The organism is Mycobacterium sp., from assembly GCF_032159565.1.
Classification (GTDB): domain Bacteria; phylum Actinomycetota; class Actinomycetes; order Mycobacteriales; family Mycobacteriaceae; genus Mycobacterium.
Map to the genome: position 1 here is coordinate 1 of NZ_JAVHWR010000068.1, position 19,086 is coordinate 19,086.

The 19,086-nt window shown below is 65.5% G+C and carries 18 protein-coding genes and 2 pseudogenes; 11 read left to right on the forward strand and 9 right to left on the reverse strand.

Features of this window, described 5'->3' with window-relative positions; translation table 11 throughout:
• Both QOC76_RS07910 and QOC76_RS07915 read right to left on the reverse strand, forming a co-directional pair.
• Positions 1-204 (reverse strand): annotated as a pseudogene (locus QOC76_RS07910) (HNH endonuclease); the annotation flags it as partial.
• Positions 205-387: 183 nt separating this feature from the next.
• Positions 388-1,566, reverse strand: coding sequence for an acyl-CoA dehydrogenase family protein (locus tag QOC76_RS07915; protein ID WP_526355939.1), 1,179 nt, complete (start codon positions 1,564-1,566; stop codon positions 388-390).
• 78 nt (positions 1,567-1,644) lie between these two features.
• On the opposite strand from QOC76_RS07915, the pseudogene QOC76_RS07920 reads away from it, so the two are divergent.
• From QOC76_RS07920 to QOC76_RS07950, 7 genes and pseudogenes are all read left to right on the forward strand, one after another.
• Positions 1,645-2,555, forward strand: a pseudogene (locus QOC76_RS07920) (NAD-dependent epimerase/dehydratase family protein).
• Complete coding sequence (locus tag QOC76_RS07925) at positions 2,552-3,295, forward strand: hypothetical protein (RefSeq protein ID WP_526355941.1); 744 nt, start codon at positions 2,552-2,554, stop codon at positions 3,293-3,295. Before QOC76_RS07920 ends, QOC76_RS07925 begins: the two are co-directional and overlap by 4 nt.
• Before the next feature lie 9 nt (positions 3,296-3,304).
• Entirely contained in the window at positions 3,305-4,279 is a 975-nt protein-coding gene (locus tag QOC76_RS07930; protein WP_526355943.1) for a TIGR03564 family F420-dependent LLM class oxidoreductase, read from the forward strand.
• 53 nt (positions 4,280-4,332) lie between these two features.
• The gene (locus QOC76_RS07935; protein WP_526355945.1) at positions 4,333-4,983 is read left to right on the forward strand and encodes a TetR/AcrR family transcriptional regulator; all 651 of its coding nucleotides are present in this window, start codon (positions 4,333-4,335) and stop codon (positions 4,981-4,983) included.
• A gap of 20 nt (positions 4,984-5,003) precedes the next feature.
• A complete protein-coding gene (locus tag QOC76_RS07940) occupies positions 5,004-6,305 on the forward strand; it encodes an acyl-CoA dehydrogenase family protein (RefSeq protein WP_526355947.1) in 1,302 nt (433 codons plus the stop codon).
• 35 nt (positions 6,306-6,340) lie between these two features.
• A complete protein-coding gene (locus QOC76_RS07945) occupies positions 6,341-7,354 on the forward strand; it encodes a phosphotransferase family protein (protein WP_526355967.1) in 1,014 nt (337 codons plus the stop codon).
• Complete coding sequence (locus tag QOC76_RS07950) at positions 7,354-8,334, forward strand: NADPH:quinone oxidoreductase family protein (RefSeq protein WP_526355969.1); 981 nt, start codon at positions 7,354-7,356, stop codon at positions 8,332-8,334. The genes QOC76_RS07945 and QOC76_RS07950 overlap by 1 nt, the downstream gene beginning before the upstream one ends.
• Positions 8,335-8,364: 30 nt before the next feature.
• On the opposite strand, the gene QOC76_RS07955 is transcribed toward QOC76_RS07950, so the two are convergent.
• From QOC76_RS07955 to QOC76_RS07985, 7 genes are all read right to left on the reverse strand, one after another.
• Entirely contained in the window at positions 8,365-8,868 is a 504-nt protein-coding gene (locus tag QOC76_RS07955) for a hypothetical protein (RefSeq protein ID WP_526355949.1), read from the reverse strand.
• Positions 8,865-9,413, reverse strand: a complete 549-nt coding sequence (locus tag QOC76_RS07960) for a TetR/AcrR family transcriptional regulator (protein WP_526355971.1) — start codon at positions 9,411-9,413, stop codon at positions 8,865-8,867. The genes QOC76_RS07955 and QOC76_RS07960 overlap by 4 nt, the downstream gene beginning before the upstream one ends.
• Positions 9,414-9,720: 307 nt before the next feature.
• Positions 9,721-10,866, reverse strand: coding sequence for a thiolase family protein (locus QOC76_RS07965; RefSeq protein ID WP_526355951.1), 1,146 nt, complete (start codon positions 10,864-10,866; stop codon positions 9,721-9,723).
• Complete coding sequence (locus tag QOC76_RS07970; RefSeq protein WP_526355953.1) at positions 10,859-12,094, reverse strand: CaiB/BaiF CoA transferase family protein; 1,236 nt, start codon at positions 12,092-12,094, stop codon at positions 10,859-10,861. The genes QOC76_RS07965 and QOC76_RS07970 overlap by 8 nt, the downstream gene beginning before the upstream one ends.
• Positions 12,091-12,852: an SDR family NAD(P)-dependent oxidoreductase gene (locus QOC76_RS07975; protein WP_526355955.1), complete on the reverse strand. Its 762-nt coding sequence runs from the start codon at positions 12,850-12,852 to the stop codon at positions 12,091-12,093. The genes QOC76_RS07970 and QOC76_RS07975 overlap by 4 nt, the downstream gene beginning before the upstream one ends.
• A 1-nt stretch (position 12,853) precedes the next feature.
• A complete protein-coding gene (locus QOC76_RS07980) occupies positions 12,854-14,020 on the reverse strand; it encodes an acyl-CoA dehydrogenase family protein (RefSeq protein ID WP_526355975.1) in 1,167 nt (388 codons plus the stop codon).
• 116 nt (positions 14,021-14,136) lie between these two features.
• Positions 14,137-15,432, reverse strand: a complete 1,296-nt coding sequence (locus QOC76_RS07985; protein WP_526355957.1) for an amidohydrolase family protein — start codon at positions 15,430-15,432, stop codon at positions 14,137-14,139.
• Positions 15,433-15,668: 236 nt separating this feature from the next.
• Between QOC76_RS07985 and QOC76_RS07990 the strand changes: the two genes are divergently transcribed.
• The 4 genes from QOC76_RS07990 to QOC76_RS08005 form a co-directional block, all read left to right on the forward strand.
• Positions 15,669-16,199 carry a carboxymuconolactone decarboxylase family protein gene (locus tag QOC76_RS07990; RefSeq protein ID WP_526355959.1) on the forward strand — a complete coding sequence of 177 codons (531 nt, stop codon included), beginning with the start codon at positions 15,669-15,671 and terminating at the stop codon, positions 16,197-16,199.
• Positions 16,200-16,204: 5 nt separating this feature from the next.
• Positions 16,205-17,542 carry an SRPBCC family protein gene (locus QOC76_RS07995; RefSeq protein WP_526355961.1) on the forward strand — a complete coding sequence of 446 codons (1,338 nt, stop codon included), beginning with the start codon at positions 16,205-16,207 and terminating at the stop codon, positions 17,540-17,542.
• Entirely contained in the window at positions 17,535-17,864 is a 330-nt protein-coding gene (locus QOC76_RS08000) for a hypothetical protein (protein WP_526355963.1), read from the forward strand. The genes QOC76_RS07995 and QOC76_RS08000 overlap by 8 nt, the downstream gene beginning before the upstream one ends.
• A gap of 2 nt (positions 17,865-17,866) precedes the next feature.
• On the forward strand, positions 17,867-19,086 hold a 1,220-nt coding region (locus QOC76_RS08005), incomplete at its 3' end, for a metal-dependent hydrolase family protein (RefSeq protein WP_526355965.1).

Genomic DNA, 19,086 nt, shown 5'->3' on the forward strand with positions numbered 1-19,086 from the left:
GGAATCCCGCCGCGCCAACGCCACCTCACTGGCCACCCCGCGACCCTGCCGCGCCCTGGGCACCCCGGCCGCCGCCTCATCGGCGCGCCGCAACTCCTCCAACGCCACCGCCGCACGCGCCTGCTCAGCCGCCGCCGCCGACTTCACCCGCTCCAACTCGGCGATCCGCTCAACCAACGACGCTGAACCCCATTCTTCGAACATATGTTCGATACTAGAGCACACCTCCGACGATTCCGTGTGCTCGTTGCCGCCGTTCCCCACCATCACCGTCTTCGGCACCGTCTGCGGAGTGGATGATGCGGGAACGACCGCATGCGAGGATCCCAGAAGGCCGCGGCTTCGTGCTGTCTCCCAAGGCATCCGGCTGGCTGCCGAAGGTCTGAGTCAGCGCACGGGTAGCTTCAACACGTGCTGCGCGATGATGTTGCGCTGGATCTCCGACGTGCCTCCCGCGATGGTCCCGGCGAAACTACCGATATAGCGCGTGAACCAGCCCGCCGTGAATTGCCCTGGGCTGTAGGGGTTGTACGGCGCGGTCATCGCCGGATCGGTCAGAGCGTCGACCCCCGTCGCCTCCAAGACGTGACGGTAGGCGTTCTGTTCGGCCTCCGACCCGAGAACCTTGAGCACCGACAGCCCGGCCGCACCGCCGTCACCACGCGCGGCGCGGGCCAGCGCGGCGGACCCTAGTAGCCGGAGAGCCTGGTAGTCCATCGCGATACTCGCGTACTGATCACGGCTCAATGCATCTGCCGGATGGTAACTTTCGAGAGTCTGACCCAACCGATTGGCGAACTGCAGCCACATCATCGTGCGTTCATGGCCCAGCGACCCGTTGGCGACCTTCCACCCGCCGTTGAGCGGCCCGACGAGATTCTCGGCAGGCACCACGACATCGGTCAGGAACACCTCGTTGAAGTCCAGGTCGTCGCGGTCGTACACGCAGGCGAACGGCCTGCACGTCACCCCCGGTGTATCGGTGGGGATCAGCAGTGCGCTGATCCCTTTGTGCTTCGGTGCGGCGGGGTCGGTGCGGACGAAGGCGAGCAGGACGTCGGCGTCGTGGGCCCCCGAGGTCCAGACCTTCTGCCCGTTGACGACGAAGTGATCACCGTCGAGTTCAGCGCGCGTCGACAGCCCTGCCAGGTCGGAACCTGCGCCGGGTTCACTCATCCCAAGCGATGCGGTCATCTCCGCGCGCAGAATCGGGACCGCCCATCGCTGCTTCTGCTCGTCGGTGCCGAACGACAGCAGCGACGCCGCGATGATGCCGACACCCTGGGGGTTGAACGCGTGGTAGATGCGGCGCCGCGAGAGTTCCTCGCGGTACACGAACTGTTCGAGGACGCCTGCGTTGCGGCCGCCGAACTCCGGCGGGTTGCCCGGCAGCAGCCAGCCGTTGTCGAACTGCACTCGCTGCCAGCGCCGCGACCACTCCGGTACATGCGATGTCGAGTGCGACCGCTCCGCGGTCGCCGCGGCCTCCGAGGGCAGATGCTGGTCGAGAAAGGCGATGAAGGCCGCGCGGAACGCCTCGACCTCGTCATCGAACCGCAGTTGCACGAACCCAACATATCAAGTACTTAACATTTGGGCGGCGATGCGCTATGACTAGTGGGTTGTCTCGACAGGAGGGCATCGTTGCTCGACGGACAGAAGGTGCTGATCACCGGCGCGACCGGCAAGATCGCCTTCCCGATCGCCCGCGCGCTCGCGAAGCGCAACGAGGTGTGGGGCGCGGCGCGGCTGAGGAAGCAGCGGACCGGGACAAACTGGCGGCAGAGGGCATCACCCCGTTCACGCTCGACATGGCGGAGCCCGACTTCGCCGAACTGCCAAGCGATTTCGGGTATGTGTTCCATGCGGCCGTCGACCCCGGCGCCGACGACTGGACGCGGTGTGTCACCACGAACGCCCACAATTCGGGTGCGCTGCTGCACCATTGTCGCGGCGCGAAGGGCTTCGTGTTCTGCTCGACGGGCTCGATCTACGATTACCAGGGTCAGCGCCCGTTGCGTGAAACCGATCCGCCCGGCGTGCCGCTGCGGCCGAACTACAGCTTCTCCAAGATCGCCGCCGAGTCGGTGTGCACCTGGATCGTCGGCCATTACGGCATTCCGTTGACCATCATCAGGATCTGTTCCACCTACGGGCCGCAGGGCGGCGCGCCTGCCGACCGCCTCGATGCGATGCTGGCGGGCAGGCCGATTCGGCTTCACCCCGACAAGCCGAACAACTACAACCCCATCTACGAAGACGACTACGTCGACCTCGGCATCCGCTCGATGGAGGTGGCCGCCACTCCCCCGGTCGTCGTCAACTGGGCAGGCAGCGAGACCGTCAGCGTCGAGGACTACTGCACCTACATGGGCGAGCTCGTCGGGGTCGAGCCCGTCTTCGAGTACACGCCCGACGCGCACACGCCGCTGTGGCCCGACGTCACCCGCATGCACGAGATCCTCGGCAGGACGAAGGTGCCGTGGCGCGAAGGCTTCCGGCGGATGATCAGCATCCGTCATCCCGAGATCGACCTGCCGGAAGGCTCGAATTGACACTTCCAGGAACTCCTTCCGACGAGGTCGACGGTGTGCTTGCCGCGGGGCGCGGCGAGATCGGCACCGTGTTCGTCTCGATGGCGCGCCGCCATCCCGACGGTTGCGACGCCGAATACCTGCGCTGGCACACCCTTGATCACAGGCCCGAACAGCATCGGCTCGCGGGCGTGCGGGCGTCTCTGCGACTGGCGTCGACGCCCGAGTGCCGGGCCGCCCGCGCGTACAGCGATCAGCGCTTCGACGAAATCGATCACGTGATGTCCTACTTCTTCACCGATCCGAGCGGGCTGAAGGGGTTCCTCGACCTGTCGTCGGCGCTCGGCGGTGCGGACCGGAAACTGCCCCTGCTGCCGCCGGTTCAGCGCGGTGTCTACGCGATCGACCACAAGGTCGCGGCGCCGCGCATCAAAATCGGCGCCGACGTGCTGCCATGGTGGCCGGCGCAGGGGGTGTACCTGCTACTGGAATCCGGCACGACAGAGTCCGCCGATCTCGTCGGCGTCGACGGAGTGGGCGGGGTCTGGTCGGTGGTTTCGCAGGACGTCGACGAACGCCTCGCGAGTGCACCTGCGGGCCAATTGCTCACGTACGTCTTCCTCGACGACGATCCCGTTGCGACCGCCGAAAGGCTGCGGCCGCTGCTCACCACCCGCTGGCAACGTGGCGGCGCGGAACCGCTGTTCGCCGCTCCGTTCTATCCGGTCGTCCCCTATCAGTGGGATCGCCATGTGCCGTAGAGGATTGGGATGCGCGTCGGTTTGATGGTCGGCTCCGACAAGGAGCGCTCACGGGCGGACCGTCTCAGCGGTCTGCTGGCCGACGGACAAGCCGCCGAGGAGCAGGGCTTCGCGTCGTTCTGGGTTCCCCAAGTGCCCGGTTACCTGGATGCGATGACAGCCGTTGCCCTACTCGGCCACGTCACCGACCGAATCGAAATCGGCACGGCGGTCGTACCGCTTCAAACCCGGCACCCGCTGATTCTGGCGCAACAGGCTTTGACCACGCAGGTCGCCTGTGCGGGCCGGTTCGCACTCGGAGTCGGCCCCTCGCACCATTGGATCATCACCGATCAGCTCGGGCTGCCCTACGACAAACCGGCACACTTGGTCCGCGACTATCTCGACGTGCTGGACGCGGCATTCGCCCTCGGGGCGCCGGGCGCGGTAGCTGTCGACAATGACAGCTTTTCGGTGCACAGCCCGGTAGATGTCACCGACGCATTCGAGATGCCGGTGCTGATCGCGGCTCTTGGGCCGACGATGCTGCGGATCGCCGGTGAGCGGACGGGCGGAACCATCCTGTGGATGGCCGACGAGCGCGCGATCGGCGATTACGTGGTGCCGCGGATCACCGATGCGGCGCGGTCAGCGGGGCGGTCCCAAACACGCGTCGTCGCAGGCGTTCCCGTCGCGCTCTGCTCGGACGGTGAGATCGATTCCGCCCGCGCGTATGCCAGCGAGGTGCTCGGGCATGCCGACTTCTCCCCCAACTACGTTCGGCTGCTCGAGCACGGCGACGCAGAGGACGTCGGAGACACCATGGCCGCAGGCGACGAGGCAACCGTGCTCGCGCGCCTGCGTCGCTACCGCGACGCCGGTGTCACCGATCTCGCCATCAGGGTGGTCCCACTAGGCGACGGTGCTGACCAACGGAGCGCGTCGCGTCGACGCACTCAGGAGTTCGTCGCGTCCCTCACATCGGAATTTGCGGAGCCTACGTAGTTAGACACGCGTTAACTATTTTCATGACCTAAATGAACTGTTAAAGTGCGTCTGTGCCGAAGAGCAGCACGGCAAAGATCGCTGACGGTGGTCAGCGTCGGGCCTCTTTCCAGAGGGCCCGCTCCATCGAGACCAAGCGGTCGTTGGTGCAGGCGGCGATGGCGCTGTGGCGCACGAACGGCTATGCCAAGACGACCGTCGCCGATATCTGCCGGGCCGCGGGCGTCTCGCGCGCGCTGTTCTACTTTTATTTCCCGGCCAAGGAAGACGTGCTCTTCGAGGTCGGCCTGCTGTCCACTCGCGCCGCACAGAAAACCGTGCATCGGCATTTGGCCGGCGACTACGACGTTCGTGCCGTCATCAACCAAGCGCTGCGCAGCCTCGAGCGCTCGATGGCACGCAACCCCCGCGATCTGATCGTCGAGACGATCCTCGAGGGCTACCGGCAGGAACAACGCATCCTCACCGGTGATCGCCCCGACGATGTCGATGCCGACATGTTCGGCGAGTTGTTCGCCAGGGCGCAGGCCGACGGCAAGCTCGCGGGGCCCATCGATGTGCCCCACCTGTCCAGATTGGCTCAGATGCACGTCAGCGAGGGCGTCCGGCACTGGGCGCTCGGCGGCTTCGGCGACCGGTCCTTTGCCGAGGTGGTGGCGAGCGACATCGGCGCGCTGATCGCAGGATTCAACGAAAAGCTCTGACGCAGTGAAGGAGACGCACGATGGCATGGGATTTCGAAACCGACCCCGAGTATCAGAAGGTGCTGGACTGGGCGGCCGAATTCGTCCGCGAAGAAATCGAACCACTGGATCTGGTATTCCCTCACCAACAGTTCACCCCGCTGGACGACAACCGCCGCAAGGTCATCGACCCGCTCAAGGAGGAGGTCAGGCGTCGTGGCCTGTGGGCGACGCACCTGGGACCAGAGCTCGGCGGCCAGGGTCATGGACAGCTGAAACTCGCCCTGCTGAACGAAATCCTCGGCCGATCACAATGGGCGCCAATAGTATTCGGATGTCAAGCGCCGGATACGGGCAACGCCGAGATCATCGCACACTACGGCACGGACGACCAGAAGCAGAAGTATCTGCGGCCATTGCTCGACGGCGAGCTGTTCTCCTGTTACTCGATGACAGAGCCCCATGCCGGCGCCGACCCGACCCTGTTCACCACGCAGGCGATCCGCGACGGCGACGACTGGGTGATCAACGGCTGGAAGTTCTTCTCTTCCAACGCCAGGACCGCCTCGTTCCTGATTGTGATGGTGGTGACCAATCCCGAAGTCAGCGCCTACCAAGGCATGTCGATGTTCTTGGTGCCGACCGACACTCCGGGTGTGAAGATCGTGCGCAACTTCGGCCTGCACGGCGAGGCCGAAGGCGACGGCTCGCACGCGCTGATCCACTACGACAATGTGCGCGTGCCCGCCGAAGGCTTGCTCGGAGGCGAGGGTCAGGCGTTCGTCATCGCGCAGACCCGCCTCGGCGGCGGCCGCATCCACCACGCGATGCGCACCATCGGGCTGTCCCGCAGCGCGCTCGACATGATGTGCGAGCGTGCGCTCAGCCGCGAGACGCAGGGCAGCCGGCTGTCCGACAAACAGTTCGTCCAGGGCTACATCGCCGACTCGTACGCCCAGCTGCTTCAGTTCCGGTTGATGGTGCTCTACACCGCTTGGGAGATCGACAAGTACAACGACTACAAGAAGGTGCGCAAGGACATCGCCGCCGTCAAGGTGGTCATGCCGACCGTGCTGCACGACATCGCCTGGCGGGCAATGCAGGTACACGGTGCGCTGGGTGTCACCGATGACGTGCCGTTCATGGGAATGGTGACGGGCGCCGCGGTGATGGGCCTGGCCGACGGCCCGACGGAGGTGCACAAGGCGACGGTGGCCAAGCAGGTGCTGCGCGACTACCAGCCGAGCAACGACATCTGGCCGACAGAGTGGATACCGCGCAAACGCGAAGCCGCACAACAGAAGTTCGCCGAGTACCTGGAGCACGAGGTGGGAAACCTGTGAGCGATCACATCGACACCACGCGGCTCGCCGGCTGGATGGACGGGGCGGGCCTGCCCGGAAAGGGCGAGCCCCTGGAAGCCGACTTCCTGTCCGGCGGCACGCAGAACGTGATCTACCGCATCCGCCGCGGTGAGCACGACTGCGTGCTGCGCATACCTCCGCCAGACGCCCCGCGCGATCGGGACAAGGGCATCCTCCGGGAGTGGCGCATCATCGATGCGCTCGACGGCACCGAGGTGCCACACACCGCTGCGGTGGGAGTCTGCCCCGACGCCTCGGTTCTCGGTCGCCCCTTTTACCTGATGGGCTTCGTGGACGGCTGGTCGCCGATGGACCTCGACCACAGACGGTGGCCCGAACCGTTCGACAGCGATCTCGCCGCACGCGCAGGCCTGGCATACCAACTCGCCGAGGGCATCGCGCTGTTGTCGAAGGTGGACTGGAAGGCCAAGGGACTGCAGGACCTCGGCAGACCGGACGGCTTCCACGAACGCCAGGTGGACCGGTGGACCGGTTTCTTCGAGCGGATCAAGGGCCGCGAGATCGATGGCCTCGACGTGGCGACAGAATGGTTGCGCGCTCACCGGCCACTCGACTTCATACCCGGCTTGATGCACGGCGACTACCAGTTCGCCAACGTGATGTACCGCGATGGTGCGCCCGCGCAGTTGGCGGCGATCGTCGACTGGGAGATGGGCACCGTCGGCGACCCGAAGCTGGATCTCGGGTGGATGGTGCAGAGCTGGCCAGCGCGCACGCGAGGAGCAGAAGGGGAAGGGGCCACCGATGCACCGTCGGCCATGAGCTACGTTGACATGCGCGGAATGCCCTCCCGCACAGAGGTGATCGACCATTACGCCACGGTGTCCGGTCGGCAGGTCGATGACCTCGACTACTACCTGGTGTTGGCGAAGTGGAAGCTCGCGATCGTCCTCGAGCAGGGCTTCCAGCGCGCGGGCGACAACGAGAAACTGCTGGCCTACGGACCTATCATCGCCGACCTGATGCGTTCGGCCGCAGACCTCGCCGAGTCCAGCGACTACGCGTGATCCGCGCCGCGGTCTGCCCCGAGTACGGGCCCCCCGAAGTCATCCGGATCGATGAGCGCCCTTCGGAAGCGCTCGGGGCCGGGCAGGTGCGGGTGCGGGTCGGTGCTGCCGCCGTCAACTATCCCGACGTGCTGCTCGTCGCGAACCGCTATCAGATCAGTGTGCCGCCGCCCTTCGTGGTGGGCAGTGAGTTCGCGGGCGTTGTCGTCCAAGTCGCCGAAGGGACAGTCGACTTCGAAGTTGGTGACCGAGTCACCGGAGCGGGGATGTTCGGCGCCTTCGCCGAAGAGGTCGTGGTGACCGGCCAGGGATTGACCCGAATTCCGGACGCCGTCGACGTTCGCACTGCGGCCGCCTTCGGAGTTGCGCACCGGACGGCGTATCACGCGCTGCGCTCGGTCGCGCGGGTGCACGCGGGCGACGCCGTGATCGTGCTCGGCGCGGGCGGCGGGGTCGGCCTCGCCGCCGTTCAACTAGCCACCGCGCTGGGCGCCGACGTCACCGCCGTCGCCTCGTCAGCCGAAAAGCTCGAAGCGGCAGCGTCATACGGCGCGCGACAGCTCGTCAACCACCGCGCCGGTGACCTGCGCACCGTATTGCGGGACGCGCTGCCCGACGGCGCGCACGCCGTCATCGATCCCGTCGGCGGTGATCTGTCGGAACCGGCACTGCGATCACTGCGGCGCCGGGGCCGGTTCGTCACCGTCGGCTACGCGTCGGGGGTCATCCCCCGCATTCCGCTCAACCTCGTACTGGTCAAGGGTGTGCACGTGCTGGGCTTTCAGTTTCAAGACGTTTCACCCGACGAGTTCGTCCGCAACGAGGACGAACTGCGCGAACTACTCGTCACCGGCACGGTGGCGCCACATATCGGCGCGGTCTACCCACTCGTCCAAACGTCAAGCGCGCTACGGCATGTGGCCGACGGTAAGGCCGTCGGCAAGGTCCTGATCGACCTATGCGGACGCGAGGAGCAATAGGGCTCTGCGCACGCGAGGAGCAATCGGGCTTCAGACCGCCGGAATGAGATCCGCGGCAACCGATGGCGTCGCCATCACACCGCAGCGGAATGTCTCTGTCCCGGTGACGGAGCCGTTGTCGGCGGCGGCGGTCAGCGCCTGGCTCTTGAACGCGCGGGCCGCGGCGCTGAGCTGATGCGCAACGGGTCCGACGCTGTCGTCGAGTTCCGCGGGCACGCTGTCACCCCAGAGGGTGACCTCGGTGAGGCCCTGCTCGAGTGCCCCGAGCACTCCGCGTCGCACCCGCTCGTCACTGGCGAACAGATCGGCGGCGACCGCCACCGTCTGAGGATGCGGGCGCTCTTCCCACAGCGCCAAGGCCGATTCGAGATCGGACGTTGCGACGCCGAGGATGTGCAGCGGCCGCTCGTCGGTGCGGTCGGCCAGCAGTACGGTGACGTCCCAGCCCGCCATGACCCGGTCGTACATCCAACCGCCCGCGAATCTGACGGCGTCGGCCGCGTTGGCCGCCACCACGTCGAGCCGGTATCTCATATCGAGTTCCGTGAGGCCAAGTCGCTGGCCAGCGATTCCGCGTAGCCCTTGAACGCCTCGGTGAGCCGTATTGACGGGTCGAGTAACCACAGGGTCTCCATTCCGTTGATGAAGGCGAGTATTTCGACGGCCTTGGCGGCCGCATCACGATCCGGGCGGTACTTACCGAGCCGTTGGCCGCGCTCGATGATTTCGGTGAGGATGTCCATGGCCGCCCGGTACCGCTTGTGCAGGCGGTCGTGCAGCGGCGCATCGGGGGCGATGTTCTCGACGAGCAGCACGGTGAAGGTGCCGACGAGTTCGGGTGCCCGGTCGAACCGCTCAGGCACTCGACTGAGCTCGGTGATCAGGTCACCGGACTGATAGTCCGCGTGGATGGCGTCGTCCTCGTCGCGCGCATCGAGCACCGCGTTGAGCAGCTGTTCCTTGGACTCGAAATGGTGCAGCAGGCCGGCAGGCGTCACCCCGGCTGCCTTGGCGATCTGGGCCAGAGACGTGTTGCGCCACCCGTTGCGGGCCAGCAGGCGCTCGGCTACACCGAGGATGCGCTGCCGACGGTCCTCGCCTTTGGCGAGAAGAGTCTCGTAGGGCCGCTGACGAGCGCTCGCGCGAGGAACCGAGGGGTCCTGACGAGCGCTCGTGCGAGGAACCGAATGTCCTGGGGCGGGGGCGGACACGGATCTCCTTTGATTCAACCAACCTAGTGAACACACAGTAGGTAGGTTTGTCCGCTGTGACAAGGGTCTCAGAGCAGAAAGGTTTAGATCGGCGTCACACCGCAGGTCACGGCGTTTGTCCGGCCAACAGCACCTGAGGCTCTCAGCCCCTTGGCAGTGTGGCGCCGCGGTGCCGTCAGGCGATGAGTTCGACCAGAGTGGCGTTGGCCGTGCCGCCGCCCTCACACATCGTCTGCAGCCCGTAGCGGATCCCGTTGTCCCGCATGTGGTTCAGCATCCGGGTCATCAGCACGGCACCGGACGCGCCGAGCGGATGGCCCAGCGCGATCGCACCGCCGAGTGGGTTGAGGCGCTTCTCGTCGGCGCCGGTCTCCTCGAGCCACGCCAGCGGCACGGGCGCGAACGCCTCGTTCACCTCGAACACACCGATCTCGTCGATGTCGACGCCCCCCTTGTGAAGCACCTTCTCGGTCGCCGGTATGGGACCGGTCAGCATCAGGACCGGGTCTGCTCCGGTGACGGCGCCCGCGCAGTATCGCGCGATCGGGCTGAGCCCCAATGCAAGGGCATTGTCTTCTGCCATCACAAGCAGCGCCGCGGCGCCGTCTGAGATCTGCGACGAGTTGCCCGCGTGGATGACGCCGTCCTCCTTGAACACCGGCTTGAGGCCTGCGAGTTTCTCGACGCTGGTACCGCGCCGCACGCCCTCGTCGGCGACGACGGGCTCGCCACCGGTGAAGACGGGGATCATCTGGTCCTCGAACGCCCCATTGTCCTGCGCGGCGGCCGCACGCTCGTGCGACTGGGCCGAGTACTCGTCGAGGCGGCTCCGGGAGAACCCCCACTTCTCCGCGATCATCTCGGCAGAGATCCCCTGGTTGAACGAGAAACCCGCGTAGCGCGCAAGCACTTTCGGTCCGTACGGCGTGCCGGTGGCGCGCGCTGCGCCCAGAGGCACCCGGCTCATCACCTCGACACCGCCCGCGACGACGACGTCCTGCTGTCCCGACATCACCGCCTGCACCGCGAAGTCCAGCGCCTGCTGGCTCGATCCGCACGCGCGGTTGATCGTGGTTCCCGGAATGGATTCCGGCCATCCCGCGGCGAGAACCGAATACCGGCCGATGTTGCTGGACTGGTCGCCGACCTGCGACACGCAGCCCCAGACCACGTCGTCGATGATCCCGGGGTCAACGCCTGCTCGCTCGACGAGTGCGGTGAGGACGAGGGCTGACAGGTCGGCGGCATGCATCTCCGAGAGCCCGCCGTTGCGCTTGCCGACCGGCGTGCGCACCGCTTCGACGATCACCGTTTCACGCATTTGTCGTCTCCATTCCTTCCGAGCCATACGCCGGGCCGATGGCCCCCTGCTCGCGCAACTCGGCTATGGCATCCTGCCCGAAGCCGAACTCTGACAGCACGGCGTCGGTGTGCTGGCCCAGCCCGGGCACGGCTCCCATCGGCGGATCGTATCCGGCGATGACCGGCGGCGGCAGCAGCGCCTGGATGGGTCCCTTCGTGGTGTCCACCTCCCGCCAGCGGTCGCGCGCGGTCAGCTGCGGGTGGACGACCACCTCACTGGGCAGGTTGTAGCGCGAGTTGCCGATCCCCGCCTGATCGGCCACCTTCTGAATATGCGCGAGATCGTGCTGCGCACACCAGGTTCCGATCGCCTCGTCGAGGATATCGCGATACGCACACCGGCCGGGGTTGGTGGCGAAGCGTGGATCGTCGGCAAGGTCGCGGCGGTCGATGATCTCCGTGGCGACCCGCTGCCACTCCCGATCGTTGGTGGTGCCGAGCACCACGGTCTGCCCGTCGCGGGTCGGAAACGCACCATAGGGCGCGACCGCCGGTGAGCCGACGCCGAGCGGCTGCTGGTCGATGCCGGAATGCTGGGTGTAGGTCAGCTGGTAGCCCATCACGTCGGTCAACACGTCGAACAGGCTCAATCCCACAGCGGGAGCGGGCCTCCCGTTGCGTTCCCGGGAGAACAGCAGCGCGAGGATGGACAAAGCCGCGTAGAGACCGGTGCTGAAATCGGCCATCGCGGGCCCCGGTTTGGCGGGCATGCCGGGGTATCCGGTGACGGCGCACGACCCGCCCTCGGCCTGAATCAGCAGGTCGTAGGCGCGCTTGTGGGAGATCGGGCCGCCGGGGCCGTAGCCGTCGATCTCGACGGGAATCACGTTGGGGTGCCGCTCGGCGAGGTCCGCGGCCGACAGACCGAGGCGCGCAGTGGATCCCGGCGCAAGGTTGGACACCAGAGCGTCCGCGCGCTCCAGCAGACTGTGCAAGACGTCCATGCCTGCGGGCGACTTGAGGTTGAGCGTCACCGATTCCTTGCCTCGGTTGCACCACACGAAGTGGGCCGCGAGACCGCCGGGGCCGTTGACGACGTCGTCGTAGTCACGGGCGAAGTCGCCGCCGTTGGGGTTCTCCACCTTGATGACGCGGGCGCCGAAGTCGGCGAGAACGCGGGTGCACATCGGCGCGGCGACGGCCTGTTCCATCGCCACGACGGTGACGCCGGCAAGTGGGGCCGTCACATCACCATTCCGCCGTCGACGGGCAGCACCTGTCCGGTGATGTAGGACGCGGCGTCCGACGCCATGAAGACGAACGCACCGGCTACCTCCTGCGGCCCCGCCCATCGCTTCAACGGGATGCGCGCCATCATGTTTGCGGCAAATTTCTCGTTGGTCCGGATGGTCTCGGTCATCGGCGTCGCGGCAAGCGGCGCAAGAGCATTCACCATGATGTTCTTGGACGCCAACTCGCGGGCCAGCGATTTGGTGAAGCCGATCAGGCCTGCCTTGGCGGCGGAGTAGTTGACCTGCCCAAGCGTGCCGGTGAGCCCCGCCGCCGAGGTCACGTTGATGATGCGGCCCGTTCCGTCGGTTGGAATGAACGGCAGCGCGGCCTGCGTGCAATGGAACGTACCCATGACATGCACGTCGAATGTCAGCCGGAACGTGTCGTCAGTCAGCTTTCCGAACATCGCGGGAGACGTGACGCCCGCATTGTTGACGAGAATGTGCAGCGCTCCCCCGCCCAACCCCGCGGCCTGTTCGGCCGCGGCGTCGGCGGCGGCACGATCACCGACGTCAAGCGCGCACGAATCAGCCTTGCCGCCCGCGGCGCGAATCCGTTCGGCCACTGCGGAAGCCGCATCGGCGTTGATGTCGCTGACGAGCACTGCGGCTCCCGCTTCGGCCAGTGCGGCCGCGACCGCCGCCCCGATGCCGCCGCCCGCACCCGCGCCGGTCACCAGCGCCGCGCGACCGGTCAAGTCGAAGTAGCCCATCTCAGTAGCTCCTCGGCATTCCCAGGACGTGTTCGCCGAGGAAGTTGAGGATCATCTCCTGGCTGACGGGCGCGATCTTCATCAATCGAGCCTCACGGAAGTAGCGCGATACGTGGTACTCCTCGGAGTAGCCCATGCCGCCATGCAACTGCAGCGCGCGGTCGGCGGCGCCGAATCCGGCGTCGGCGCAGAGGTATTTGGCGGTGTTGGCTTCACGTCCGCAGGGCTTGCCGTTGTCGTAGAGCCATGTCGCCTTGCGCAGCACCAATTCGGCGGCGTCGAGTCGGGCCAGCGAGTCCGCGAGCGGGAACTGCAGGCCCTGGTTCATCCCGATCGGCCGATTGAACACGACGCGCTCGTTGCCGTATCTGACGGCCTTCTCCAGCGCGACCCGGCCGATGCCGAGCGCCTCGGCGGCGATCAGCATCCGCTCCGGGTTGAGCCCGTCGAGGATGTATTTGAAGCCCTTGCCCTCCTCGCCGACCCGATCCGCCACCGGCACCATCAGGTCGTCGATGAACAGCTCGTTGGAGCTCACCGCGTTGCGGCCCATCTTGTTGATCGGCCGGATGTCGACGTGGTCGCGATCGATGTCGGTCAGGAACAGCGTCATGCCGTCGGTCTTCTTCGTCACCTGGTCGTACGGCGTGGTGCGCGTCAGCAACAGGATTTTCTCGGACTCGAGCGCTTTGGAGATCCACACCTTGCGCCCGTTGACGCGGTACCGCTCGCCCTCGCGTTTGGCGAACGTGGTGATCCGCGAGGTGTCAAGCCCCGCACCGGGTTCGGTGACGCCGAAGCAGACATGCAGGTCGCCATCGACGATGCGGGGAAGCGTTGCTTCCTTCAGTTCATCGGAGCCGTGCTTGACGACGGGCTGCATACCGAAGATGGACAGATGGATGGCGCTGGCGCCGTTCATCGCCGCCCCCGAGCGCGCAACCTCCTCCAACAGCAGCGTCGCCTCGGTGATGCCCAGGCCATGGCCGCCGTACTCCTCCGGGATGGTCATGCCGAGCCAGCCGCCCTTGGCGATCGCGTCGTAGAATTCCTGCGGGAATTCGTGCGCCTGGTCCTTCTGCATCCAGTAGTGGTCGTCGAACTTGCCCGCCAGCTCGGCAACCGACTTGCGGATCAGTTCCTGATCCTCGCTCAGTTCGAAACTCATTCCCCCAAGAACGTCAGCCACTGCTCTCCTACTCATCCGTTCGTCGGCACACAGCCGAGTGCGCCGGTGCGATCAGGCCTTCCGCGCACCGGCACACTGTCGTCCAGCGGACCTGTTCAGTCCTTGTTGCCGGTCAGCTCCTTGGCACTCGCCGCGAAGTCGGCGAAGTTCACGCCGGTCTTCTCCTTCTTGGAGAGAGCCTGGATGGAGACATCGTGGTCTCCGGCGGCCTTGCGCAGCGCTCCGACGGTGGCCTGTTCCCTGGTGATGTGGGTGAACGGGTCCCAGTGGTACCAGCGCACGGCATTCTCGTAGGTCATCTTGTTGATCTCGTCGTCGGGCACGTTGTGCTCTTTGAGCACCTCGTCGAGCTGTTCGGGCGCCCCCGGCCACATCGAGTCGCTGTGCGGGTAGTCGGCCTCCCAGCAGATGTTGTCGATGCCGACGTCGTTGCGTAGTTGCACGCCGACGTGGTCGGAGATGAAGCAGGTCAGGAAGTGATCCCTGAACACCTCTGAGGGCTTCTGCTTGCCGAAATCCTGCCCCGTCCACGTCGAGTGCATCTCATAGGTGCGATCGGCCCGCTCGAGGAAGTAGGGGATCCAGCCGGTGCCGCCCTCGGACAACGCGATCTTCAGGTCCGGGTAGGCCTTGATCGGCTTGGACCACAACAGATCCGCCGCGGCCTGCACGATGTTCATCGGCTGCAGGGTGATCATCACGTCCATCGGCGCATCCGGCGCGGTGATGGCCAGCCGGCCCGACGACCCGATGTGCACGTTGAGCACCGTGTCGGTGTCGACCAACGCGTCCCACATCGGCTTCCAGTAGTCGAAGTCATGGAAGCTCGGATAACCCATCGCCGACGGGTTCTCGGAGAAAGTCAGCGAGTGCACGCCGCGCTTGGCGTTGCGCCGGATCTCGTTGGCACACGCCTCGGCGTCCCAGATCACCGGCAGCGTCATCGGGATGAACCGCGCCGGATATTCGCCGCACCATTCCTCGACGTGCCAGTCGTTGTAGGCCTGCACCAGCGCCAACGAGAATTCCGGATCCTCGGTCGCGAACAGCCGGCCCGCGAAGCCGGGGAACGACGGGAAGCACATCGAGCCCAGAATGCCGCCTGCGTTCATGTCCTTGACGCGCTCGTCGACGTTGTAGCAACCCGGCCGGATCTCGTCGAGACCCTGCGGCTCGAGCCCGTACTCCTCCTTCGGCCGGCCGGCCACCGCGTTCAACGCGACGTTGGGGATCACCACGTCGCGGAACTGCCAGGTATCGGAGCCGTCCGGGTTGTGCACCAACCGCGGCGCGTCGTCGATGTACTTCTTGGCCAGGTGATTGGCGAACATGTCAGGCGGTTCGACGATGTGGTCGTCAACGCTGATCAGGATCATGTCCTCTTTGTTCATGGGGCTCCCTTCCCTCTTCAGCCTCAACCGTAGTCCCCGCGCTGTTCTCTATCCAGGGAAACTATCTTCTCTTCGAGAGAGAATCAATCTCCGAGCCCTATCGCCCCACCATAACGCGGAACAGATGTTTGGTGCGCTGCTGTATCCGACCACTCGGCATTGACCATCGACACAAAAGATGGAAATGTATTAGCCGGAAATGAGAACATGATTCTCACCCCCGAGAGGAGAAGGCCGTGCGATTGCCCCCGCTGCCCGCGGATCAGTGGGACGACGCCGTCGACCGCGCTCTCGCCGTGATGCTTCCCCAGGAGCGGCGCAACCCGGAGAATGCGAGCAACATCCTCGGGACCTTCGTCAACCACCCGGACCTGACGAAGGAATTCCTGAAGTTCAACGTGCACTTGCTCTTCAACTCGACGCTGCCGCCTCGGCTGCGCGAGCTGGCGATCCTTCGGGTTGCCCACCGAACCGATTCGAAATACGAATGGGTACAACACGTCAAGATGGGCCGCAGCGTTGGCCTGACCGACGACGACATCGCGGGCGTACAGCGCGGTGAGGCGGCCGACGCATTCGACCGCCATGTGCTGGCGGCGGTCGACGAACTCCTCGCGACATACGAACTGTCCGACGCGACGTGGTCGGCGCTGGGCGAACGCTTCGACAAGCGGCAGCGAATGGACTTCGTCTTCACGATCGGCTGCTACGTCACCGTGTCAATGGCATTGAAAACCTTCGGCGTTGAGCTCGAACAGGAGAGGTAACCAACGTGGCATTTTTCCCTAAACCCGCCGCTGGCAGCTGGACAGAGAACTGGCCGGAACTCGGCACCGCTCCGGTGAACTACGAGGACTCGATCGATCCGGAGCACTACAAGCTCGAACAGCAGGCGATTTTCAAGAAGACCTGGCTGAACGTCGGCCGGGTCGAGCGGCTACCCAAGAAGGGCAGCTACTTCACCCGCGAGATGCCGTCCGTCGGCGAAGGCACCTCCGTGATCCTGGTGAAGGACAAGGACGAGACGGTCCGGTGTTTCTACAACATGTGCCGTCACCGCGGAAACAAGTTGCTGTGGAACGACTTTCCCGGCGAGGAGGTATCGGGCACCTGCAGGCAGTTCACCTGCAAGTACCACGCATGGCGCTACTCGCTCAACGGCGACCTGACCTTCGTTCAGCAGGAGGGTGAGTTCTTCAATCTCGACAAGGGCGACTACGGGTTGGTCCCGGTGCGCTGCGAGGTGTGGGAAGGCTTCATCTTCATCAACTTCGACAACGACGCGGCGCCGCTTCGGGAGTATCTGGGTGACTTCGCCGAGGGTCTGGAGGGCTACCCGTTCCACGAGATGACCGAGCTCTACAGCTATCGCGCGGAGATCAACGCCAACTGGAAATTGTTCATCGACGCGTTCGTCGAGTTCTATCACGCACCGATCCTGCACATGAAGCAGGCCGAGAAGGAGGAGGCCGAGAAGCTGGCCAAGTTCGGCTTCGAGGCGCTGGCCTACGACATCAAGGGTGATCACTCGATGGTGTCGTCGTGGGGTGGGATGAGCCCGCCGAAGGACCTCAGCATGGTCAAGCCCATCGAGCGCATCCTGCACAGCGGCCTGTTCGGACCGTGGGACCGGCCCGACATCAAGGGCATCCTGCCCGACGAGCTACCGCCAGCCGTCAACCCGGGCCGCCACAAGTCATGGGGCACCGACTCGTTCGAGTTCTTCCCGAACTTCACCCTGCTGTTCTGGGCGCCGGGGTGGTACCTCACGTACCACTACTGGCCGACCGGGGTGGACACCCACATCTTCGAGGCCGACCTCTACTTCGTGCCGCCGACGAACCTGCGTCAACGGCTGTCCCAGGAGCTCGCCGCGGTGACGTTCAAGGAGTACGCGTTCCAGGACGCCAACACCCTGGAGGCCACGCAGACTCAGATCGGCACCCGGGTCGTCACTGAATTCCCGCTCTGCGACCAGGAGATCCTGCTGCGCCACCTGCACAAGACCGCCTGGGATTACGTGAACAGGTACAAGGCGTCGCTGACGAACGGAAACGGTTCCGGCAGCGCCGGTTCCGCCGCGACCGAGAAGGACCACGTCAATGCCTAAGCTGCCACAGGAATTCGCCGATCTGGAGAAGTTCAGCGACTGGTGCCTGCCCACTGAGGAGCAGCGCTATTCCAAGCGGCTGAACTCCACGATGGCCGAGATGCAGGAACTCTACGACGCGGGCATGGAGCGTCTCGAGGACATCATGGTCTACGTCGATGCCCGCTTCCCGCTCAAGGGGATGCCGGAGGATGCCAAGGCGCTGGTGCATCTGGGACAATCGATCGTCATGGTGAGCTTCCCCGTCGAGGTGTGGAAACAGCCACGGGTGCTCGACAGTGGCGCCTCCTACATCCAACTGATCAAGGAGCCGGTGGTCTGAGATTGTCTGCTCCCCGCGCGAGCGGCTCATCGCCGCGTGTAAAGACCCTCAAGGCAGCGGGTCTGCTTGACGTCGACGCCGGCGAGATCGTCCGGCCCGGCATCGTGCGCATCGAGGACGACCGGATCGTCGGCCTCGGCGGTGGCACCGAGGAAGGTGAGGTCGTCGATCTCGGCGACGCGATTCTGCTGCCCGGTTTGATGGACATGGAGGTCAACCTCCTGATGGGCGGCCGCGGCGAGAACCCGGGTCTGTCCCAGGTCCAAGACGATCCGCCCACGCGAGTGCTGCGCGCGGTCGGCAACGCCAGACGCACGCTGCGCGCCGGTTTCACCACCGTGCGCAACCTCGGATTGTTCGTCAAGACAGGCGGTTACCTGCTCGACGTGGCGCTGGCGAAGGCGATCGACGCCGGCTGGATCGAGGGCCCACGGGTGATACCCGCAGGTCATGCCATCACGCCGACGGGCGGCCACCTCGACCCGACGATGTTCGCAGCCTTCATGCCGGGCGTGCTCGAGTTGACCGTCGAAGAGGGCATCGCCAATGGCAACGACGAGATCCGCAAGGCGGTGCGCTACCAGATCAAGCACGGCGCGCAGCTGATCAAGGTGTGCTGTTCGGGCGGCGTCATGTCGTTGACCGGAGAAGCAGGCGCGCAGCACTATTCGGACGAGGAGCTGCGGGTCATCGTCGACGAGGCGCACCGCCGCGGGCTGCGGGTGGCTGCGCACACCCATGGCGCCGAGGCGGTCAAGCACGCCGTCGAATGCGGAATCGACTGCATCGAGCACGGCTTCCTGATGGACGACGAAGCCATCAAGATGCTCGTCGACAACGACCGGTTCCTGGTCACCACCAGACGGCTGGCAGAGGCGATGGACGTGTCGCAGGCTCCGAAGGAGTTGCAGGACAAGGCCGCCGAGATGTTTCCGAAGGCACGCACGTCGATCAAGGCCGCCTACGAAGCCGGGGTGAAGATCGCCGTCGGCACCGACGCACCCGCCATCCCGCACGGCAAGAACGCCGACGAACTCGTAACGCTGGTCGACTGGGGTATGCCGGCCGACGCGGTGCTGCGCGCGGCGACCGTCGTCGCGGCGGACCTGATCAACAAACCGGACCTCGGCCGCATCGCCGAGGGCTACCTCGCCGACGTCATCGCCGTGCCGGGAGACCCGTTGGCCGACATCACCGTTACCCGTAACGTCAACTTCGTCAT